Origin of the sequence: Saccharibacillus endophyticus (assembly GCF_013185185.1) — a bacterium.
GTDB classification, from domain to species: Bacteria; Bacillota; Bacilli; order Paenibacillales; family Paenibacillaceae; genus Saccharibacillus; species Saccharibacillus endophyticus.
This window is the reverse complement of the sequence record NZ_JAAZWE010000002.1, coordinates 246758-268566: the sequence shown is the minus strand read 5'-3', so window position 1 is coordinate 268566 and position 21809 is coordinate 246758. Positions and strand designations below refer to the sequence as shown.

General features: G+C 53.1%; 19 protein-coding genes and 1 other annotated feature. Of the genes, 14 read left to right on the top strand and 5 right to left on the bottom strand.

Features of this window, described 5'->3' with window-relative positions:
- Positions 1-19: 19 nt before the first annotated feature.
- The 6 genes from fur (at position 20) to HRQ63_RS07055 (ending at position 6905) form a co-directional block, all read left to right on the top strand.
- Complete coding sequence (gene fur, locus HRQ63_RS07080; RefSeq protein WP_308809931.1) at positions 20-499, top strand: ferric iron uptake transcriptional regulator; 480 nt, start codon at positions 20-22, stop codon at positions 497-499.
- 1051 nt (positions 500-1550) lie between these two features.
- Entirely contained in the window at positions 1551-1841 is a 291-nt protein-coding gene (locus tag HRQ63_RS25725) for a hypothetical protein (RefSeq protein WP_188525552.1), read from the top strand.
- Positions 1842-3578, top strand: coding sequence for an ABC transporter ATP-binding protein (locus tag HRQ63_RS07070; RefSeq protein WP_172241232.1), 1737 nt, complete (start codon positions 1842-1844; stop codon positions 3576-3578).
- Positions 3571-5421: an ABC transporter ATP-binding protein gene (locus HRQ63_RS07065; RefSeq protein ID WP_172241229.1), complete on the top strand. Its 1851-nt coding sequence runs from the start codon at positions 3571-3573 to the stop codon at positions 5419-5421. The genes HRQ63_RS07070 and HRQ63_RS07065 overlap by 8 nt, the downstream gene beginning before the upstream one ends.
- A 332-nt stretch (positions 5422-5753) precedes the next feature.
- Entirely contained in the window at positions 5754-6188 is a 435-nt protein-coding gene (locus HRQ63_RS07060) for a GNAT family N-acetyltransferase (RefSeq protein ID WP_172241226.1), read from the top strand.
- A gap of 453 nt (positions 6189-6641) precedes the next feature.
- Positions 6642-6905 (top strand): AbrB/MazE/SpoVT family DNA-binding domain-containing protein, encoded by a 264-nt coding sequence (locus HRQ63_RS07055; RefSeq protein ID WP_018975153.1) that lies wholly within the window; start codon positions 6642-6644, stop codon positions 6903-6905.
- Between the two features lie 121 nt (positions 6906-7026).
- Here the strand turns inward: HRQ63_RS07055 and ymzB are convergent, their stop codons facing one another.
- Positions 7027-7371, bottom strand: a complete 345-nt coding sequence (gene ymzB, locus HRQ63_RS07050) for a protein YmzB (protein WP_229714266.1) — start codon at positions 7369-7371, stop codon at positions 7027-7029.
- A 97-nt stretch (positions 7372-7468) separates the two neighbouring features.
- Entirely contained in the window at positions 7469-8077 is a 609-nt protein-coding gene (locus HRQ63_RS07045; RefSeq protein ID WP_172241220.1) for a TVP38/TMEM64 family protein, read from the bottom strand.
- A gap of 195 nt (positions 8078-8272) precedes the next feature.
- Between HRQ63_RS07045 and HRQ63_RS07040 the strand changes: the two genes are divergently transcribed.
- From HRQ63_RS07040 to HRQ63_RS07025, 4 genes are all read left to right on the top strand, one after another.
- Positions 8273-9322, top strand: coding sequence for an HD domain-containing protein (locus tag HRQ63_RS07040; RefSeq protein WP_172241217.1), 1050 nt, complete (start codon positions 8273-8275; stop codon positions 9320-9322).
- Positions 9306-9923 (top strand): histidine phosphatase family protein, encoded by a 618-nt coding sequence (locus HRQ63_RS07035; RefSeq protein WP_229714265.1) that lies wholly within the window; start codon positions 9306-9308, stop codon positions 9921-9923. The genes HRQ63_RS07040 and HRQ63_RS07035 overlap by 17 nt, the downstream gene beginning before the upstream one ends.
- A gap of 514 nt (positions 9924-10437) precedes the next feature.
- Positions 10438-10731 carry an antibiotic biosynthesis monooxygenase family protein gene (locus tag HRQ63_RS07030; protein WP_172241212.1) on the top strand — a complete coding sequence of 98 codons (294 nt, stop codon included), beginning with the start codon at positions 10438-10440 and terminating at the stop codon, positions 10729-10731.
- A gap of 70 nt (positions 10732-10801) precedes the next feature.
- Positions 10802-11063: a binding site (T-box leader), on the top strand.
- A 450-nt stretch (positions 11064-11513) separates the two neighbouring features.
- The gene (locus HRQ63_RS07025) at positions 11514-13085 is read left to right on the top strand and encodes a 2-isopropylmalate synthase (protein WP_172241209.1); all 1572 of its coding nucleotides are present in this window, start codon (positions 11514-11516) and stop codon (positions 13083-13085) included.
- A gap of 66 nt (positions 13086-13151) precedes the next feature.
- On the opposite strand, the gene glsA is transcribed toward HRQ63_RS07025, so the two are convergent.
- Positions 13152-14099 carry a glutaminase A gene (glsA, locus tag HRQ63_RS07020; RefSeq protein ID WP_172241206.1) on the bottom strand — a complete coding sequence of 316 codons (948 nt, stop codon included), beginning with the start codon at positions 14097-14099 and terminating at the stop codon, positions 13152-13154.
- A gap of 299 nt (positions 14100-14398) precedes the next feature.
- On the opposite strand from glsA, the gene HRQ63_RS07015 reads away from it, so the two are divergent.
- On the top strand, positions 14399-15460 hold the full coding sequence (locus HRQ63_RS07015) for an ABC transporter ATP-binding protein (RefSeq protein ID WP_216673873.1): 1062 nt from the start codon (positions 14399-14401) through the stop codon (positions 15458-15460).
- 182 nt (positions 15461-15642) lie between these two features.
- Here HRQ63_RS07015 and HRQ63_RS07010 read toward each other — a convergent pair whose 3' ends face one another.
- Entirely contained in the window at positions 15643-16947 is a 1305-nt protein-coding gene (locus HRQ63_RS07010) for an MFS transporter (protein ID WP_371873234.1), read from the bottom strand.
- Between the two features lie 213 nt (positions 16948-17160).
- Here HRQ63_RS07010 and HRQ63_RS07005 point away from each other — a divergent pair, with 213 nt between their 5' ends.
- The 3 genes from HRQ63_RS07005 (at position 17161) to HRQ63_RS06995 (ending at position 20090) form a co-directional block, all read left to right on the top strand.
- Positions 17161-18048 (top strand): YwqG family protein, encoded by an 888-nt coding sequence (locus HRQ63_RS07005; protein WP_172241200.1) that lies wholly within the window; start codon positions 17161-17163, stop codon positions 18046-18048.
- A gap of 54 nt (positions 18049-18102) precedes the next feature.
- Positions 18103-19083, top strand: a complete 981-nt coding sequence (locus HRQ63_RS07000) for a DUF4261 domain-containing protein (RefSeq protein WP_172241197.1) — start codon at positions 18103-18105, stop codon at positions 19081-19083.
- 164 nt (positions 19084-19247) lie between these two features.
- Positions 19248-20090, top strand: a complete 843-nt coding sequence (locus HRQ63_RS06995) for a DegV family protein (RefSeq protein ID WP_172241194.1) — start codon at positions 19248-19250, stop codon at positions 20088-20090.
- A gap of 253 nt (positions 20091-20343) precedes the next feature.
- Here HRQ63_RS06995 and HRQ63_RS06990 read toward each other — a convergent pair whose 3' ends face one another.
- A complete protein-coding gene (locus HRQ63_RS06990) occupies positions 20344-21705 on the bottom strand; it encodes a dipeptidase (RefSeq protein ID WP_172241191.1) in 1362 nt (453 codons plus the stop codon).
- Positions 21706-21809 lie beyond the last annotated feature (104 nt).

Genomic DNA, 21809 nt, shown 5'->3' with positions numbered 1-21809 from the left:
CAAAGGAGGTTGAAATCTAGTGGTTAGTGTGGAAGAACAATTGAAATCAATGAAACAGCAGATGATATCAAAAGGGTATAAATCAACGATTCAGCGCGAAGCGACGATGCGTGTTCTTTTGGAACATGAACGGGATCATATGAGCGCCGAGGATGTATATATGCGGGTGAAGACACGTTTTCCGGAGATCGGCCTGGCAACGGTTTATCGGACGCTGGAGCTGTTGACCGAACTTCATTTGGTGGAAAAAATGAATTTCGGCGACGGCGTAGCCCGTTTCGATCTGCGCAGCGAGGATCATGAGCATATGCATCACCATATGATCTGCTCGATCTGCGGCGAAGTGGAAGAGATTCAGGACGATTGGCTGAGCGAGTTGGAGCAGCGCGTGAAGCGCGAATACGGTTTTAACGTGTCGGATCATCGGCTTGATTTTATCGGAACGTTCTCGTCTTGCAAGCACGGGGATTGCCACCGGCATCGGGAGAACGCCTCGTAAAAAGGCGCGGATTCTATGTAGTGGAGAAGCGAGGCGCTGCGGGGAAAATTCGTTCGGGACGCTGTCTCACTCGGAAAAGTTGATTGGATTTAAATAAGGAAGTTTTCCGAGCTCAAAGGCGTTCCTCTCTGAATTTTCCCGTCCGCTAGGCTTCTGCAAATAGAATTGTAAAGTAAAATCTGGATGGCCTTCGTGCCATCCAGATTGTCGAGAACCCTGGCCTCCGTACGGAGGCTAGGGTTCTTTTGCATGAAAGATTTCTTTTTCCACAGTTGCCAGACCAAGAAGGCGTTCTCAGTCTTTTTCGCCTGCCGGTTCAGACCGTTTGCCATCTGCTTCATATTCTTCTGCCAGCGGTGGACAGGGGCCGATTTCGTCATATTTGCAGATCTACCATCTATTTTCGAATTAAATCGGACGCCTTTTTTATCGATAAGCGAAAAATCAATGTACTAACCGTTTTGTGCAACTATAGTATTTCAGAACCAGATCTTCAATGGAGACAAGTCCGTTCATCTGTTGTTTCTCTCAATTTTAGTGCGGCGCGAAACATTATCCGCTCGTCAAAAGTCACTTCTACTCTATAAAATTAACGCAAAGTGATTATCGATCAAAAATAAATAAAAAAGTCTGCTAACAAACTCCACCATGACTGGAAGCGAGAAGACGGAGAGAGAAATTCAGTGAAAGACGCCTTTGAACTTGGAAAACTTCAACTCAAACTTTCAATCGACTTTTCCAAGTGAGACAGCGAATTGTGAAGCATTTCGAAGAAATGCACTTCGGGAGCCTACGCTTGCAATTTATCTCGCAGTCTTCTCGCTTCATGCGCCCACCTAGATGGCCTTAGCTTTATCTTTATTATTATGTCAATATTGACAATAAGCTAAAAAATGAATACATTTGTATACATAAGCATACAATTAGATAAATACGAAAGCGAGGCAATGATATGGACGAAGAGAAAGAACGGAGTCCGGGAAGGAAAGGGAAGGCGGAAGGAAGGACGGAAGGCGCGCAGACGTTTCGTAGAGGGAGGGCACTGCATTTTTTGGAGCGGCTGGAGCTGAAAAGGGAGACGCTGGCGTCGCAGCTTGAAGAGAATGCGTTTGAAAGCATTCGTCCTGTAATCGCAGGCGAATTGAAAGCGGTGGACGGTATTATTCGGGAGTTCGTTCAGGTGTTTGAGCTGCATGAGAAGCCGGAAGGGTGCGAACGCGGTCATGGGGGACGCCGAGGATATCAGGGATCCGGTCGAGGGCGTCGGCATGGCGAACAGCGGGATTCGGAGTCGGGACTGGAGGAATCGAAAGCTTCCGACAATGAGGAGGCCGGGAACTGAATGTGGCGTTTGGGGAAATACTTAAAGCCGTATTGGCTTCCTGCATTGCTGGCGCCGCTTTTTATGGTGCTGGAGGTCTGTATGGACTTGATGCAGCCGAAGCTGCTTCAACGGATCGTCGATGACGGGATTGCGGCAGGAGATGCGGGGGAAATTCGGCGAACCGGGATGTTGATGCTGGGCGTTGCCCTACTGGGGGTAATCGGAGGCGTCGGTTGTACGATTTATTCGAGTATTGCTTCGCAAAATTTCGGCCGTGATCTGCGCGGGTCTTTATTCGGCAAAGTCCAGTCTTTGTCTTTTCGCAATCTGGATAATCTGCCCACGGGGACGTTGATTACCCGGATTACGAATGACGTTACGCAGCTTCAGACCTTTGTGCAGATGCTGCTGCGCATGTTTGTCCGTTCGCCGATGCTGATCATGGGCAGCTTGATTATGGCAGTGACGATCAATGCCAAGCTGACGTTGATCCTCGCCGTATCGGTTCCGTTATTGTTTCTGTTTCTTTTTTTCCTCGTCCGCTTTTCGCTGCCGATGTTCGCGAACGTACAGAAACGACTGGACGGCGTCAATGGCCGATTGCAGGAAAATTTGAACGGGATTCGCGTGGTGAAGGCGTTTGTCCGTTCTGACTATGAGGAAGAACGTTTCGGTGAGGTCAATCGCGATTATACGTCCGTGATGACGCGCGGCATGCGCATCATGGCTCTGAATATGCCGATCATGACGTTGATTCTGAATATCAGCATTATCGCGGTGCTCTGGTACGGAGGGGCTTTGAATCGTTCGGGGGATTTGGCTGTCGGCGAGTTGGTGGCCTATATCAACTATGTGACGCAGATGTTGTCCTCCATGCTGTCGATCGGCATGATTCTGACCTTTATTTCGCGGGCCAAAGCTTCGGCTGACCGCGTGAATGAAGTATTCGACGAGCATTCCGATATCGAAAATCCGATCGATGCACGTCAAGCCGAACAGACGGGCGGACAGGTTGACTTTGATCATGTTTCTTTCGGCTACGGAAAAGAAAAAGGCGAGTTGGCTTTGCGCGATATTTCTTTTACCGTACTGCCGGGGCAGACGCTGGGCATTTTGGGAGCGACGGGATCGGGCAAAACGTCTTTGATCAGCTTGATTCCTCGTCTATATGATCCTCGCTCGGGTGAAGTCCGCGTTGACGGGACGCCCGTATCGGAGCTTGAACTGTCTTCGCTTCGGGAAAAGATAGGGGTCGTGCTTCAGGAAGCGAATTTGTTCAGCGGAAGTATTGCGGACAACATTCGTTTCGGCCGACCGGAAGCGACGGACGCGGAAGTGGAGCGTGCAGCCCGTTCTGCGCAAGCTCACGAGTTTATCGAACGGATGCCGGATGGTTACGCCACGAAGCTGGGGCAAAAAGGCATCAATCTGTCCGGCGGACAGAAACAGCGGATTGCGATTGCCCGCGCGCTGTTGATGCGGCCCGCGGTGCTGATCCTGGATGACAGCACAAGCGCGGTCGATTTGACGACGGAGTCGAAAATTCGCAGCGCGTTGGAGCAGGAAATGAGCGGAACGACCAAGCTGATTATCGCGCAGCGGATCTCGGCGGTTCGCGGCGCGGACCTGATTCTCGTGATGGATCGCGGCGCCGTGGCGGCGCTCGGCACGCATGAGGAATTAATGCACGATAGCGATATCTACCGGGAGATTTATCGTTCCCAGGTCAGTGAAGGGGGCGAAGCCTATGCCTAGGGAAGAACAACGAGAACGCCGCGATCCGAATAAGCTTCCCGGCGGATTATCCATGCGCGGGCCGGGAGGCCCGGGGCGCGGCGTTCCCGGTCCCAAGGAACGCGCACGCAATACCGGAGCGACGATCCGCCGGCTATGGGCTTACTTGAATCAGCAGCGTTCAGGTCTGATCCTGGTCTATATCCTGACTGCGGTCGCGGCGTTAGTGACGATGATCAGCCCTTATTTGCTCGGCGTGGCGATCGACCGATTCATTACGCCGGGACGTTCCGAAGGGCTGCTCGGGTTATGTCTATTGCTCCTGGGTCTGTATGCGGGCGGAGCAATCTCTTCGTGGCTTCAAGCGTACGTCATGACCGGCGTTGCCCAACGGATGCTGCAATCGCTGCGAGGGGATCTGTTTCGCAAGTATCAGCAGCTTCCGGTCTCGTTTTTCGATACGCGTACGCACGGCGAACTTATGAGCCGCAATACGAACGATATCGAAAACGTATCGAACGGCTTGAACCAGACCGTCACCCAGATGCTCACAAGCTTGATCGTGGTCGTCGGTTCTTTGATCTTGATGCTAAGTCTGAATGCGTGGTTGACTCTGCTCAGTCTGGTGACCATTCCGCTCGTGATGCTGGCAACCCGAATGATCGGCGGCGCGACTCGGCGGAACTTCAAAGCGCAGCAGGAGCATCTCGGCGCGCTGAACGGGCTGATCGAAGAATCGGTCGGCGGTCAGCGTACGGTGCAGATTTTCCGTCGCGAACGAGCGATGCAGACGGAATTCGGAGCCATCAACAGCAAACTGAACCAGGCAGCGGTCAAAGCGCAAATCGTCTCGGGTCTGGTTGGTCCGGTCATGAATATGCTGAATAACGTTAACTTTGCCCTAATTGCGGCAGTCGGCGGATGGATGGTATGGAAGGATTGGACGACGGTCGGGATCATTGTCAGCTTCCTGAATTATTCGCGTCAGTTCGGTCGTCCGATCAGTGATCTGGCGAATCAATATAATCTTATTCAATCGGGCGTGGCGGGTGCGGAGCGGGTGTTCGAGATTCTGGATTTGGACACGGAATATGAAGCGGGCGGCCGCTCATTCAAGGGACGCTCGATACGCGGCGAAGTCACTTTTGACCAGGTGTCGTTCGCTTACAAGCCGGAACAGCCGATTTTGCAGCAGGTAACTTTCGAGGCACGGCCAGGACAAAAGATTGCGTTGGTCGGGCCGACCGGTGCAGGAAAGACGACCATCGTCAATCTGCTGACTCGATTTTATGAGATTTCTTCGGGCCGGATCGCTATTGACGGACAGGATATTCGCGAGCTGGACAAAAATGATCTGCGGCGCAATGTAGGGATGGTCCTTCAGGACGCCTACGTCTTCGCGGGAAGCATTCGTGACAATATCCGCTATGGACGTCTGAATGCATCGAACGAAGAGATCGAGCGCGCAGCAGAGTTGGCCAACGCGGACGCTTTCATTCGTGCGTTGCCCAAGGGTTATGACACGCCGCTCGCTATGGGAGGCTCCAATCTAAGTCACGGGCAGCGTCAATTGCTGACCATTGCCCGTGCCGTGCTCGCAGACCCGGCTATTCTTATTCTCGACGAAGCGACCAGCAGCATCGACACGCGGACGGAGATGCATATTCAGGAAGCGATGCGGAGTCTGATGAAGGGGCGAACCAGCTTTGTGATCGCTCACCGTCTCAGCACCATTCGCGATGCCGATCGGATTCTTTTTATGAGCGGAGGAAAAGCCGAAGAGCAAGGCACGCATGAAGAATTGATTGCAGCCAAAGGACTTTATTACGAGCTCTACCAGAGTCAATTCAAGCGATCCGGCTAAATTTTTGCGAGCTCTGACAGCAAGCTCAAACTGATCCAAGGTGCGTTCACCGATGCCGCTCTTGCCGTGGCCGTAGAAGAATAATTTGAAATTTTGAATGGTTGCCGTGCAATTTATGTCAAAACCGTCACAAGACGCCGAACGGCTTTTGTGTTATATTTATTCAAATATCATTTTGCTTGAACATTTTCGGGCCGATCCCCGAAGCGTTCGCGGAAGAATTTGTTTACTCGACAGGCTTGCAGACAAGGCACTCGGTTGAAAGCCGCCACTGGCACAGAAATTGCGTCACTGGAAAAGACAAGACTAATCGGACAAAGGAGGATGTACGCATGCAAATCATTACGTGTACGGAAGAACACAAGGACCGGTTGACGGAAATGTGGTTAATCTCGGTGCATCGGACGTTGTACGATCTCGATCCAGGCGATATTGAAGGCTATGTCCATTTGTTCCAGGAAAACATTGTCGACAAGATGGAGCTGCATGGAGTACGCAGTCGTTTCGGCGGAGAGTTGACCGGTTTCATCGCAATGAACGGGCCGAAAGTGGAACTGCTTGTCGTTCATCCTCACTATCAAGGCCAGGGAATCTCCGACCTGCTGCTTGAACATGTAGCGGAGCGCGGCGAACTGGTCGTAGACGTTACGGAACAAGCACCGGACGTTTACGAGTATTACCAGCGTTTGGGCTTTATTGAAGCCGGTCGTTCGGGAACGACGCTGCATCTGATCCGTCCAAGCTTGATCCAACAGACCGGGGCCTAATGGCTTGACCGAATTGAATCCTTTGAGGGGAGTAACCCAACATTCTTATCGGTCATGGTACTCGTTATTTTAGCCCTTACTTGTAAAGCTTCTCGTAGGAGTCTCTATCCGACTCCTACGAGAAGCTTTTTTTGTATAGTCAGGAAGAAGTCGAATAATTTCGACAGCAATGACTTTCGAAAACCTTTTCCAAATACTTATATAAAATGGATGTCCGAATAAGCGGTAAAACTGACATGAAGACTTCAAAAATAAAGCGAAATGCCCTTATTAGGCGTTTCGCTTTATTTTTCATATATTCGAAAAAAAATTTTACCGTAGTATAAATTTCCATATTGACAAGATATATAAAGGAGAGTACAGTAGAGGCAGGCACAAAATGTCGAATAAAATCGAATAACGACGATCTTTTGTCGACAACTAACATTTTAATCGAAATGGGGAATTATAGCAATGAAAGCAACAGGTATCGTAAGACGCGTAGATGAACTCGGACGGGTTGTAATCCCGATTGAACTTCGTAGAACAATGGGTATCGACATCAAAGACGGACTGGAAATTTTCGTTGACGGAGAGCGCATCATCTTGAGAAAATACGCTCCGACTTGCATCTTCACCGGCGAAGCTGAAGACCTCGTATACTTCAAAGGTAAAATGGTCAGCAAAGCGGCAATCGAAGAACTGATCGAGCTGTACCAAAGTTCGGAAGCTAAGTAAGACCTATTCTGAATAAAATCCGCTTTTAAGCGATTATCATAGAGCCCGCCCTACTCATCGAGAGTAGCGGCGGGCTTTTTGAATGGCGTATGGATAGGAGCGGTCGCGAGCGTCATGCCCGTTAATGCGGCAAATTGATGCTCAGCGTATACTCTGCACGGTCATTTTTTAAGGAAAGCTGATTTTCGTCCTGCTTCCGGATCTCGAGCTCGTTCAACACAATCTCGTACGTATCGCCGGGAAGCGGAACGGATTCGCCGTCGCCGTTCACGATGCTGCCCGATCCGTGAAGCAGGAATGCTCGCTCCAGATAGTCGTCGACCGGATTGTCTTGTTCTCGTTCGCCGATCTCTCGGAGCTCGAAATGAACGATGTCGGTGTCCCCGCTTTCTTGTTTTTCGATTTTTAACGTTTGTCCGGTTTTGTCCGCTAACCATTCATTGAGTGCTTGAATTTGTTTTTCCATCGTTACCACCCTTTCATTCGACGATGCTTGATGCATCGTCTGCGTATTCTCCTTTTACCCCGCAAGCGAATCCGGCAAACGGGCTTGCCCGCCGCCTTTACCGACGAAGACCGAAGCGGTACGCCGCATAAACGATCAGCAGGAACCCTCCGTACAGACCCAATACCGTCAGCGTTTTCGGCAAATCCGTAAATAAGTTTTGTCCCACGAAAGCAAAAACGAGCATGGCGGGAATTTTGCCGAGAGCCGAAGCGGTGATGTAAACGATCGGTCGAATATTCAAAAAGGCCGGATACAGATTAACCAGGGCTTGCGGTAATAAAGGGACGAGCCGGGCCGCCAAAATGACCAAGAACGGCCGACGTTCCATCAGCTGTCCGGCCCGTTCCAGACCGGAAAACTTCGATAACGCGGCGCGGCCTTGCTCCCGGAAAAATCGACGAACCAACGCATATTGCAGCAAAGAGGCCATAGTGACGGCAAGCCATGCAGTGAGCGCGCCGAGCGCAGGTCCATATAGAAATCCCAGCGAACCGATCACGAGCTTATACGGGAGCACCGGGAAAAAGGCGAACAGAAAAGCAAGTGCGAATCCGGTGGAGACCGGCAAAGAGACGTTTTCCATCAGAGCCTGAAGCTCGTGACGATAGATCAGAATCAAAAGCAAAGCTGCGGCATAAACGGCAAGAGTAACCCATTTTTTCATAGGCGCAAGGCTCCTTCAGCGTGACATGACTCATCATTTTTGCACAAAACCCGTATACCGATTGTATGTCATGGATCAAGAAGAAGTCGAGAAGCGGACAAATGCCGAATTTTACCGCTTGATCCGGAAACGTTATACTTAGCGAATGAGCGTGAAATGTAGGCTGAACCGAGGTCGCGGAAGGAGAACGACTAGATGCGCAGAACGACAATGACGGATAAGCATGAAAAAAGTTCGTACGGAACTTATGGTCAAATGGCGGGCCCGGGCGCTTTACGCGATCCTTTATGGGGAACGGTCATCATGCCGAGCCTGATCGAGGTTGAGCTGCTGCGGACGAGTGCGGTGCGCCGATTGCATTACGTGCGCCATGCAGGCCCCGCCTCGCTGCATACTCAGCATACGTCGACAAGATTGCAGCATACGCTGGGCGTGTTTGCATGCGTGGCTCATTTTGCTCCCGGCTGGCCGGAACTGCGTGCGGCCGCGCTGCTGCATGATGTAGGGCACGGACCGTTCAGCCACGCATTGGAAGGGTTAGAAGGCTTCGATCATCATCGGCATTCCGAAAAGGTACTGGCTTCGGAAGAGATTCATCGCGCGCTCGACGGACTGAATCGGCAGACGGTGCTTGATCTGATCGAAGGAACGATACCCAGTCCGCTGCGAAGCCGCGAAGGCGTGCTTCATGCCGATCATTTGGATTCGTGGGTGCGCAGCGCGGCGGCCTTCGGAATCTTGTCGAGGCCGGCGTCCGAGCTGCTGCGCGGCTTCAGGCTGTCGGGTCCGCATCTCGAAGCGGATACGGACACGGCGGCACAGATGCTCAAGCTGATCGTGCATGAAGCGCATTATCATGCTTCGGCCGACAATATCGGCCCTGTTGCCGTTCTTCGAGCGCTGACGCAGCGCCTTATTGATGCCGGAGGTTTAAGCGGAACGCAAATGGGCAATCTGGCCGACGAGGAGCTGCTTGCCCTGCTGCGTCGACATCCGGAGACTGTGGAGGAAACTCATCGGTTTTTGTATCGTCCGCAGGAGCTGCGTGTCGTTCGGAGCGAACAAGAAAGACCGGCCGAAGCGTATCGACATCGTTTGAATAAACTATATCTGACGTTGCCGCGCATTCAAAATGCGGTCGATCCGGCTATTTTGCCTGATTATCCGCAGCTGGAGACGTTGGGAGGACTGCTGGGCGAGTATTATGCATTCTGGGAGGCGAGCGATATTGTCGGACATCAATGACGGCAGCCTGAACGAAGTCGAAAAAGAGACCGTATTGTACTTTGTGCGTCATGCCCATTCGGCGTACGAACATGGGCGAGAGCTGGAACGCCGGTTATCCGATAGCGGGAAAGCAGAAGCATCGGCCGTATGTCGTCGATTGGAACAGGAAAATATCGAAGTTTTCGTCTCCAGTCCTTATCGGCGGGCCGTGGATACGATTGCTCCGTTGGCCGAATATGCCGGGAAAACGATTGAGCTTCATGACGCACTGCGCGAACGGCTGGTATCGGGGAAGCAGGATCTCGGTCCGGAAGGATTCGCCGAAGCGAAACGTCGTTGTTACGAAGATTTGGATTACTGTCCGCCGGGCGGAGAGAGCAGCCGGCAGGCACGTGCGCGGGCTTTGCCCGTCATCCGGCAATTGCTGCGGGAGCATGCGGGCAAACGAATCGCGGTCGGAACGCACGGCGATGTGTTGACGTTAATGCTTGGCAGTTGGGATGAGCAGTACGGCTATTCATTTTGGCAGGGGCTTTCCATGCCTGATGCGTATCGTGTTCGTTTTGAGGGGGAAGCTTTTGCGGGAGCGGAGAGAATCCGGTACACGAACATTTTATGAAAAGTCGCGGCAAGGTGGACTTAACGATTACAAGCTGAACATCGGATTCAAAAAGCCATACGGAACCGATTCCCAATCTTCAGTGAACGTCTCGTAGGCAAGGACAATGAGAGCTTTGCAAATGAGGTTGATTTGGAGGCTGTTCTGCAAGTTGAACCGGAGTTGATCATTCCTGCTGACTCAAAAAGATCGTATTCGATGATGCGGGGCGTTCGGAAAGCTTTTTTGCTTATCATTTGACTGATCTGATTACGTTGGCGTTGACGCTATTGATGGAAGTGTTGTGTCTCGCTCTCATGGACTAAAAAACGACGCTCGCGGTCTTGTTGCCGATTCCGGGTGAAATATGCGCGTGCAATGCCGCTGATCCGATCGTTCAATCGTACCGGAAGCACGTCGAGTCGATAGGAGCAGGCAGAAGAAATAGAATGGAAGTCCGGCGTTCAAGCAGAGGGCAGGTTGACGCGAAACCGGATTCTGGTATACTTGCCCAAATGCAAAGGAGTGAGCAGCCATGATACTGGAAGCGGCTATGTTACAGGTCAAACCGGGTCGTACCGAAGATTTCGAACGTGATTTTCGTCTGGCTTCGACGTATATCGGCCAGATCGAAGGATACCTGAACCATGAGCTTCAACGCTGCCTGGAAGACGATCAAAAGTATCTGTTGTTGGTTCGTTGGGAGACGCTTGAAGCACATACGGAAGGCTTTCGCGGCTCGGCACAGTATCTGGAATGGAAAAGGTTGCTGCATGATTATTATGATCCTTTTCCGGTTGTCGAGCACTTCTCGACCGTACATCCTTAATCTTCAATCCGGAAATTCAGGGTTGACAAAGATCAGGTAACAGGATTAGAATGACACAAAACTGACACATGAAAACGCAATGAACGGGATCAGTAACCGAAAGCGGTCGTCAAGAGAGCTGCGGATTTGGTGCGACGCAGTCGGCATGCTCGGTGAAACTCGCCCGGAAGCGGTCAAACCCAATGGTTTCCGCAGCGTCGAGCTGCAAAGGAATCCCAAGTTTGAACGGACTCGCCCACGTGAGAGGGCCGACGAGCGGATTTCGCTTTGTCCCCGGGACAAACGGAATCAACGAGAGTGGTACCGCGACAGCACAGCCTGTCGTCTCTTGAACCAAGAGACGACGGGCTTTTTATTTTACCTGTAGAGTCATAAATCAACCTAATGAACAAGCGCAATGAACGGGAGTAGTAGGATCGGAAACGATGCACAGAGAGCTGCGGGTGAGTACCTTTGGCGTTAACAAGGTACCGGGTGCGACGCGGCGTTCGTTTCCCCGAACTCGCCCGGAAGCGCGGAAGCCGAGCTCCGCTGAGCATGCTTGATCCTAAGCGCAAGCGGAAGTAAGCTGACTGGCCACCCGACCGTTATCCGGGTTCAAGCGGGTCTTCGAGCAGCTTACAGGCGGATCGAAGATCAACGAGAGTGGTACCGCGGCGGCTTAAGCCCGTCGTCTCTTGAACTAGAGACGACGGGCTTTTTTATATGTCGGCAAAGACGCGTTTTAAAACGCGTCCCAGCAGCGCAATAGAACATCAACTTACTTTCGGAGGCGATTGACGATGAAAAACGAAACAGGAATCAGACAAATCAAAATTTTCGATACGACGTTGAGAGACGGCGAACAGGCGCCTGGCGCTTCGCTGGATGTCGAACAAAAGATCAAGTTGGCTCATCGGTTGGCCGCGCTGGGCGTAGACACGATCGAGCCGGGGTTCCCGATCTCCAGTCCCGGCGATTTTCAGGCCGTACAGCGTATCTCACGCGAGATTCAAGGCGTCGAGATCTGCGGATTTGCCCGCGCCGTGAAGGCGGATATCGACTCGGCGATTCGCGCGACTCAAGACGCGGAGCGCAGACGACTGCATATGTTCCTGTCTTCATCGAATATCCATTTGGACTTCCAGTTGAAGAAGACGCGCGCGGAAGTGGTGAATCTGGCTCGCGAAATGGTATCTTACGCGAAGCGGTTCGTAGACGAGGTCGAGTTCTCGCCGATGGATGCGACGCGGACCGGCGATGAATTCCTGTTCGAAGTGCTGGAAGCCGTCATCGAAGAAGGAGCGACGATTCTGAATATTCCGGATACGGTAGGCTTTGCGCTGCCGGAAGAATACGGTGCCATGTTCACTCGGGTGATGAAGGGCGTGCGCGGAAGCGACCGCGTGGAATTCAGCGCCCATTGTCACAATGACCTGGGCATGGCCGTGGCCAACAGCCTGGCCGCGATTCGGGCAGGAGTCACGCATGTCGAAGTGACGGTTAACGGAGTCGGCGAACGCGCAGGCAACTGCTCGCTCGAAGAACTGGCGATGGCTTTGGCGACGCGCGGTGATCATTTCGGCGTGACGACGAATATTCGCCCGGAAGAAATTTATGCCACCTCGCAGATGGTCAGCCGCATGATGGGAGCGCCGATCGCGTTCAATAAGCCGATTGTCGGCCGTAATGCGTTTCAACATGAGGCGGGCATTCACCAGGACGGCTTGCTCAAAAATCGCAATACGTACGAGATCATGGACCCGGAACGTCTGGGCATCCCGCGCAGCATGATCGTGCTGGGCAAGCACTCGGGACGGCATGCGCTGCGCCATCGGGTGGCGGAGTTTGGCGTCGAATTGAACAACGAACAGTTGGAACAGCTGTATACGGCATTCAAGGAAAAAGCCGATCGCCAGAAAACCGTGCATGACCACGAGTTGATGCAATTGGCGGGGCAAGCGGTGGATCGGGCGTTGGAGCCGTATACGCTGGAGGAAGTACAGATTGTGACGGGCAACGGAGCGCACCGCGTGGCTTCTTGCAAAATCCGCAATAACGAAGCCGGAAGTACTACGGTGTACACGGGCGGCGGAGAAGGGCCTGTTGAAGCAGCGGTCGACGCGATCCGACGCGCGATTCCGGAGCCGATCGAGTTTGCCGATCTGGAGTTGTATTCGGTATCCGCCGGGGAAACGTCTGCGGGAGAAGCAACGGTGACGGTTCGCTTGGGCGAAGCGCTGCATCGCGGCACGGCAACGAACCGCGACATTCTCGTAGCCGCGGCCGAAGCGTATATGGCGGCCTGCAACCGGGCGGTACGCGAAGCGCGTTCTGCCGGGTCGCAGACCGCGGATAAGCAGACGGTGTCTTAAAAAACCAGCCGGATGCCTGCGTACTGAAAATCCGGACTTCAAGCGCCGGTTTGGTCGATCAATGGCTTAGAATAAGCTCCAGTCCATGCGCTGCGACAAGCGTTCGATCAGATGCACGCCCGCGCTGCTGTTGCCTTTTGCATTCAATGCCGGACCGACCAAGCCGATACCGAGAGCGCCGGGTACAAAGGTCAAAATACCGCCCGAGACGCCGCTTTTTGCAGGAAGTCCGGCTTTGATGGCGAATTCGCCGGAAGCGTTGTACATGCCGCATGTGATCATGAAGGTCTTGGCGATCTGCACATAACGGCGGGGGATCAGATTTTCCCCGCTGAGCGGATCGGTGCCGTCGCCGGCCAGAATCAAAGCCATGCGCGCCAGATCGCGGCAGGTCGCTTCGATCGAACAATGACGGAAGTAAATGGAAAGCACTTCTTCGACGCTGCCGTTCAGCACGCCGTTCTCCACAAGGAAGTACGCGATCGAGCGGTTGAGATTGCCCGTCTCGAATTCGGAGCGATAGACGGCTTCGTTGACTTCAAGAAGGCTGCCGCCGGATAAACGCCGGAAAAAGTCGAGAATCCGTGCTGATTTTTCTTCGGGCGAGGAGCCTTTGATCATGGAAGATATCGTAATGGCCCCCGCGTTGATCAGCGGATTGAACGGAATGCCGGGACGCACAAGCTCAAGCTTGAGCATGGAATTGAAGTTGTCTCCGGTCGGTTCCATGCCTACGCGCTCAAATACGGCTTCTTCGCCGTTGTCCATCAACGCAAGGATCAATGTGAATACTTTCGAAATGCTTTGCAGCGTAAAGGCCATCCCGCAATCTCCGGCGGAAGCAGAGTCGCCTTGAATATCGAGCAGATGAATGCCCAGAGCGGTATGGGAGGCTTTGGATAGTTCGGGAATATAGGAAGCCACTTCTCCGGAGGCGGCTTCCTTGCGGCTTTCCTCAAGCCATTGGGGCAGGAATTGTCGGACTTCCTCCAAGCGAGCTTTTTTATTTGTCATGGCATAGCCTCCTTATCGTTCCAGTCTGTTTTTCATCATACATCATTTCTTTTTTTACCGTCGTTTTTTTGTGTAAAGTCCTTCGGGTGCAGACACCTAACATCTAATGTCTGCTTGACTGCCAGATACGCAAGCAGTTACAATATTACATACGGTTTCGTAAAATAATGTTCTCCTGAATCATACCAAAACGTTCGGAAAAGCGAGGTTCGCGGCTGCGGACGACTCGCGAGAACGATATGCGAAAAGCGACAATCGGCCCGTTCCTCCGTGAACGGGCTTTATAGGGAGTGGAGATAATGGAGAGACTTCTCGAAGTCAAAGATTTGGCGATTTCATTCAGAACCCGCGCCGGCGAAGTTCAGGCGATCCGTGGCGTTAACTTCCATTTGGATAAGGGCGAAACACTGGCAATCGTAGGCGAATCGGGCTCGGGCAAGAGCGTAACTTCGCAGGCGATCATGAAGCTTGTGCCTGAACCGCAAGGTCAGTACAAGCGCGGACAAATCTTGTTCGAAGGCCAGGATTTGGTTAAGAAAACACAAAACCAAATGCAAAAAATGCGCGGCAAAGAGATCGGCATGATCTTCCAAGACCCGATGACCTCGCTGAACCCGACGATGAAAGTGGGTAAGCAGATCACGGAAGTTCTGTTCACGCACGAAAAAATTTCCGCGGCCGATGCTCGTGCACGCGGTCTGGAACTGCTGAAGCTGGTCGGTATTCCGAACCATGAAAAGCGCTTCAACCAATATCCGCACGAATTCTCCGGCGGTATGCGTCAACGTGTCGTGATCGCGATGGCACTGGCCGCAAACCCGAAGCTGCTGATTGCCGACGAACCGACAACGGCGCTTGACGTAACGATTCAGGCTCAAATTCTTGAATTGATGAAGGATCTGCAAGCGAAGATCGGAACTTCGATCATCTTTATCACCCATGACCTTGGCGTCGTGGCGAAGATGGCTGACCGTGTCGCGGTTATGTACGCAGGCCAAATCGTCGAAATGGGAACGGCTGCCGAGATCTTCTATGATCCGCGTCATCCGTACACATGGGGTCTGTTGTCCTCGATGCCTGCACTGGACAGCAACGGCGAAGAGAAACTGACGGCTATTCCGGGCACGCCTCCGGATCTGCTGCATCCGCCGGTCGGTGATGCATTTGCTCTGCGCAGCAATTATGCGATGAAGATCGACTTCGAGAAAGAACCTCCGATGTTCAAAGTCTCCGACACGCACTTCGTGAAGTCGTGGCTGCTGCACCCGGACGCTCCGTCGGTTACGCCGCCGGAAGCGGTACTGCGCCGTCAGCGCAAGCTGGATAACGCTTACGAGACGCCGGTATTGGTAGAGGCTTAAGCAGCCAATATCGCTGCATAAGCAATATCGTTAGATGAAGAAATCAAGTAAAAGGGATGACACCGATCACGATCGGCGTCATCCCTTTTTTTATTGATGCGATTGAAGTATTGAAGCCGAAACGGCGTATTTTTTCGGCATTCGATTAAGAAAAGTTGATCTGTTAAATAGAGCGCCGTGCATTAATGCGCAGCGGTGCGTATCCGCTGAGCCGGGCGTTCGCGGAACTTGAAGTAATAAAGCAGCGAAGCCGTCACATACAGCGCGCCCGTAATGCTGAACGTAATGGCGTACCCCCAATAGTTGCCGTACGTCGTAACCAAAAACGATTGCACGGGTCCCATGCTTGCCCAACCGAGCATGAAAGCGGTCTGGGTCAGCGAATTGGCGATGCTGCGTTTGTTGTCCGGAATCCGGTCGACCATGACGGCGGACTGGATCGGGTTGGCCGCGTTCATCAGCGCTTGGCGGAACAGGAAGGCGATGGAGGCCACCAAGGCGATATTGGTGAATCCGGTCGTCAGCAGGAACGGAAGCGACAAAAGCTGGAAAATGACGACGGCGCGCACGGGACCGACCTTTTTGGACAAAGACGGACCGATCAGCATCGACACGATGGTCATGATTTGTCCGAGCGAGATCAACAGGCTCATCATGGAGATCGAGACGCCGAAGCGGTTGGTGAAGTACAGGTTCAAGTACGGAACGACGAGTCCCGATCCGAGGCCGATCGGGAGCTGCGCCAATACGAACCAGAAAATGATGCGCGAACTTCCGTCGGAAGCTTTTTTTCCTGCCGTATCGGCTTTGTTCGGTTCGGCGCTCGGCTGCGATTGTGCCTGCGGCGCTTCGGAAATTTTCGCCGTCTCGGACTGTCTGCGCTGTTCGCGAATAAACAACATCGGCACGAAGGCCGCGAGCGTCGCGATTCCGCCCATGAACAGCGTGAAGCGCAGGCTGAGCACATGATCGATTCCGTAATGCTGAAGGCTGTCCGCAAGCACGCCGCCGCCCATGCTGCCCAGTACCTGAGCGGCCAGCATCAACGAGGAGTAGGCGCTGAACAAAGCGAGCCGCTGCGACTTTTTGACGCTTTCGGCCAAAAACGGGATCGCAAGCACTTGGAAAAAGGCCGCGAACACGCCGGAACAAACAGCCAAAATCAACAGCAGCGGTTCGGCCTCGGCGAATGCGCGAAGCGCGAACACGATCCCGCTGAACAAAGCGCCGATGACCAGCAGCGTTTTCCGGCTGAGCCGATCGCCGAACAAACCGATCGGGATGAAAATGCAGGCCGTCGCAAGCGACTGGATACTGACGACCCGGCCGTTCATGGCGTCGTTATAGCCGATGCCTTGAATATAAAGATTGTAAAGTACCGAAAACATCCCGCCGCCGATCTGATACAGCAGGTTGGCAAGAAAAAATAGTTTGACGTTGCGCGGCCATCTGGCGATACCGGCCGTCATGCGCCTGAACGATTGCAATTGCGGACCTCCTTTTTAAACATAACTTCTCTATTCTACCAGTTTGGAAAGAAGTTCGAAAGGAAATGCGTCAGTTCAAAACCGCTTTGCCGCGTATCGGTTTTTTTATCCCTGCTTTTGTCGGTTAGAAATTCACCTTGGCTATCGTATATACTTGAAAAAGAAAAGCGAAAAAGAAGACATCATGATGTTGAAGGAAAGGATGGGAAAAGAATGGCTTTAAGCGAAGAAAATCGCAAATACCTTGAGCGGGTGATCGAAGAAAATGATTTTGCCCACGCGGCCGAGTACTTGCAGCGCACGGCCAAACAGACGATCAAGCTGTCATGCGCGGGAGAAGAAACGTACAAGGCGGTCGGGAATTCCAGAGCGGCCGGCGAGCCGGACCTGCCGGAGAATGCCGATTGGCCGCTCGATTCCTCCGGAACGCCCATGACTTTCGTTTTGCAGTTGAATCTGGGCGAACTTGCAGGACTGGATCCGGAAAATCGACTTCCCACTGAAGGGATGCTGTTCTTTTTTGCCGGAGATTACGATTCGGTCGTGGAGCACAAAGTCTTGCATGCGTCCCCTGCGGAGATGACGGGGGCGGTACGCAAAAGTGCTCCTTCACCCACCGTGCATGAACGGGAAGACGGCGCGTATCTCCCTCATCGGCTGAGCGCGCGCGCTGCGATCGACCTGCCGGGATATGCTTACGCGGACAACGACGAGATCGAAGACGAAGACCACGAATGGGACGAATACGAGGAACTGGGCTTTGCGTTAGAAGGAGACAAACCATTTACGACCGTTCGGATGTTCGGTTACGCCGAGGGTCAGCATGGAGACGACGAGTATATGGCCGCATTGGAGCTGTTCGGGTGCGAGTCGACGTATTATCCGAACGAAGCCATCGAGCGATTGACCGAAGCGTTCGGCGGCGATCGGGAGCGCGCGGAACGCGAAGTCGCGGATATCGTCATGCTGGCGGAGATCGATTCGGATCAAGACATCGGTTTCCAATGGGGAGATTCGGGCGTGCTGCATTATTTTATTCGCAAAGAGGATTTGTTGAACGGCAACTTCGAGCGTACGACCTGTTCTTTTTATTCAAGCTGATAGGTTGTCCCCTTGCACCAAGCCTTATCTATCGATTACGGGAGGTATGCGGACATGACGGAGGAACGGAACCGTTCGGACGGGAACGAGGAAGAGACGGAGATGGACCGGCAAACGGAGGAGATGCTTGCCGCCGACCAGGATTTCGGCTTCGCGCGCGTCTATACGATCGAGTTGAAGTATAAAGAAAAGCCGAAATTTTCGCGTAAACGGCTGTATGAAAAAATGGCGCTATATACGGGAGAACTTCGGCAGCCGGAGGAGCAGAAATCGGGATCGGGCTTGGCTGTCTGGGAGCCGTCGGAAAAGTCGGAAACGGACATGCTGCACTTTTTCCATCTGAACTATCTGGTTAGTTTTGCCGATGGGGACATGCCTGCGCAAACGTCGTTGATGCCGACCAAGAACCGCCCCGCTTCCGAATACGAAACGGCGGTGCAGCAGGCGTGGCATTGGCCGGACGCCGGCGCCGTGGTGGAAGAATGTAGGCATTCGCTATTTTTGACCGACATGATGGCTTCCGGCCTTGAGCCGAAAGATCGTCTTCGTCTGATTACCGGAACGCTGCGCGCGGTGCTGGAAACGGCTCCGTGCGACGCGGTTTATTTCCGGGAAAGCGATAAACTGCTGGAACCCGGCGATTATTTGACGGCGATCGAAGCAGGGGCGACTTTGTACGGAGCGATGAACGTGCGTTTTTTCAACGTGCAGGGTACGGGCAGCGAACGCGAAGAAATGTTGATGGATACGGTGGGGCTGGCGGCGCTCGGCGTGCCCGACGCGCAGTGTCACTACTTTGATCTTGAGCCGGGCGAGGTCGCGCAATACTTGACCAATCTGGGCTATTATTTGTTTGATCGCGGCGACGTGATTCAGGACGGCGAGACGTTCGGACCGACCGAAGACGTACGTTGGCGCTGCGAGCATCAATATGCGCTGGCAGGTCCGCATCGGCTCGTGCTGGACGTCGATCCGGGGCACCCGAATTATGCAGGAAGACAAACAGCTTTACTTGCAGATGAATCCGAAAAATAGGGATCAAATGATATGTAAAAATTTAAATAAAATTTTACAAAATTGTGTCGGGTTTGTGTGAACATGCATCTGGCTGTATACTGATTGAGACAGCTACGATGATATACCTTCCGATGCGATGAGCGGCGGCGGATGTTGGCTGATCGCATACAGGAGTGTGACGAATGCGCAAAATTAAAGTGGTTACGGATTCAACCGTAGATTTGAGCGATGCGGTATTGGCGGAGCACGGAGTAGAGATGGTGCCGCTTTCTTTCACTATCGACGGACAAACGTATACGGATCGGGTGGATATCACGCCCGAGACTTTTATTCAGAAAATGACTCAAGCCAATGAGCTTCCGAAAAGCTCGCAGCCGGCTGCCGGAACATTTGTCGAGCTGTATGATCGTTTGGGCGCGGAAGGTTATGATGTTCTTTCGATTCATATGACGGGCGGCATGAGCGGAACCGTACGTTCCGCGGCGATGGCTGCGGACATGACGGACACGAACGTGACCGTGGTCGATTCCAAATATATTTCCAGAGGGCTCGGGTTCCAGGTAATCGAAGCCTCTCAGATGGCGGCGGAAGGTCGGAGCATGGAAGACATCGTTGCGCGTCTCGACGAAATTCGTGCGGCGACGCGGCTGTATGTCGTAGTCGATACCTTGGAGAATCTCGTAAAAGGCGGGCGGATCGGCCGGGGTAAAGCCTTGATCGGATCGCTGCTGCACATCAAGCCGATCGGCACGCTGAATGACGGCGTGTATACGCCTGTCATGAACGCGCGCAGTCATGCTCAGGTCGTGAAGCATTTGGCTAAACAATTTGCGGACGATGTGAAAGGCAGCACGATCAAAGGCGTAGGTTTGGTTCACGCCGAAGGCTGCAAGCTGGCGGAGAACCTGAAGGAAAAAATCGCCGAATTGACAGGGTATTCGAACATCGAGATCGATTATACGGGGCCGGTGATCAGCACGCATACGGGACCGGGGGCAATAGGTTTTACCTACTATTTCGAGTAACGATAAAGGCGGGTTGGCTGCCTTGCCTGGGTAGATCCTGTTCGTTTAAGGGAAGGGCCTGGCTGCGCGGCGGAGGAATCCATTAGCATATGCTCCCGAAGTGACTTTCTCCGAAAGTCTTGCCTGCACTGGATTCCTCCTCTGCTTCGCAACCCCTTGCTAAAAACGAAAAGGATCTGGCTGAACAGCCAAAAACCGTTCCTCAAAAGGGAACGGTTTTTGTGTTAGCAAGAATAAGTCCTATTCGATTTACTTAAACGCTTTTCAAATAATGCACGAGCGTCAGCAGGCCTTTATCGAAGTTCTCCAGGTTGAAGTGTTCGTTAGGGGCATGCAGGTTTTCGTCGGGAAGACCGAAGCCCATCAGGACGACCGGAGCTTCAAGGACGCGGGAGAAGGCTTCGATGATCGGGATGGAGCCGCCGTCTTTGGTGAATAGGGCGCGAGTACCGTATACGGCTTCGTAAGCGTCGGCCGCTTTTTGCAGGAACGGATGCGTCGGGTCGATGTTGAACGCGAATGCTTTTTCTCCCGGTACGAGCGTCAGCTTGGCGCCGACCGGAGTGTGGGCATGCAGGTGACGTTCGATTTTGTTCAGGATATCCTGCGGGTCTTGGTTGGCAACCAGCCGGCAGGTGATTTTCGCGTGAGCTTCTTTCGGAATCACGGTTTTCGTGCCTTCGCCCTGGAAGCCGCCGTAAACGCCGTTCAGTTCAAGCGTCGGGCGTACGCCGGTGCATTCGAGGAAGGAGTAGCCTTCTTCACCGAACAGCGCTTCGAGACCGAGATCGCTGCGCAGTTTTTCTTCGTCGTACTGCATTTTGACCAGTTCGCCGCGAAGCTCGTCGGTCAGCGGCAGGACGTCGTCGTAGAATCCTTCGACTAGCACTCGGCCTGTTTTTTCGTCGTGCAGCGAATTCAGCAGGCTCACGATGGCGTGCAAGGCGTTCGGAACGCCGCCGCCGAACGAACCGGAGTGCAGGTCGGTATTCGCGGTGTTCAAAGCGATTTCGAGCGAGCACAATCCGCGCAGTCCCGTACTGATCGCAGGCTTGCCGCGTTCGAGCAGGGAAGTGTCCGAGATCAGAACCGCATCGGCTGCAAGAGCCGTCGCGTTGGCATCCAGGAATTCTACCAGGTTCGGACTGGATACTTCTTCTTCGCCTTCGATGCACAGCTTCACGTTGACCGGAAGTTTGCCTTCTTGCGCGAGAATCGCTTCAAGCGCCTTCACGTGCAGGAAAACTTGACCTTTATCGTCCGTTGCGCCGCGGGCGTAAAGCTTGCCGTCGCGTTCGTTCGGCTCGAATGGAGGGGTATCCCACAGATTGAGCGGATCGACCGGCTGAACGTCGTAGTGGCCGTAGATCAGCAGCGTCGGCGCGCCTTCCGCATGCAGATGATCGGCCGTCAAGATCGGATGTCCTGCCGTTTCATGCAGCGTTACGTTCTCAAGGCCGGCACGCACCAGGGCGTCCTTCAGCCACTGCGCGGCACGCAATACGTCTTCTTTGTGCGCGGACAGCGCGGAGATGCTAGGAATGGACAGCCATTCTTTCAGCTCGCCGAGATGTTTGTCGCGGTTTTGTTGGAAATAAGTTGTATAGTTGTTCATCAGGTAAAAATAGGCCTCCTTGTACAATCGTCTCGGGGCTTATTGTACTACAAAAAAACGCATGCCGGAAAGGCATGCGTTTTTTGCATATCGGAAAAAGGTTC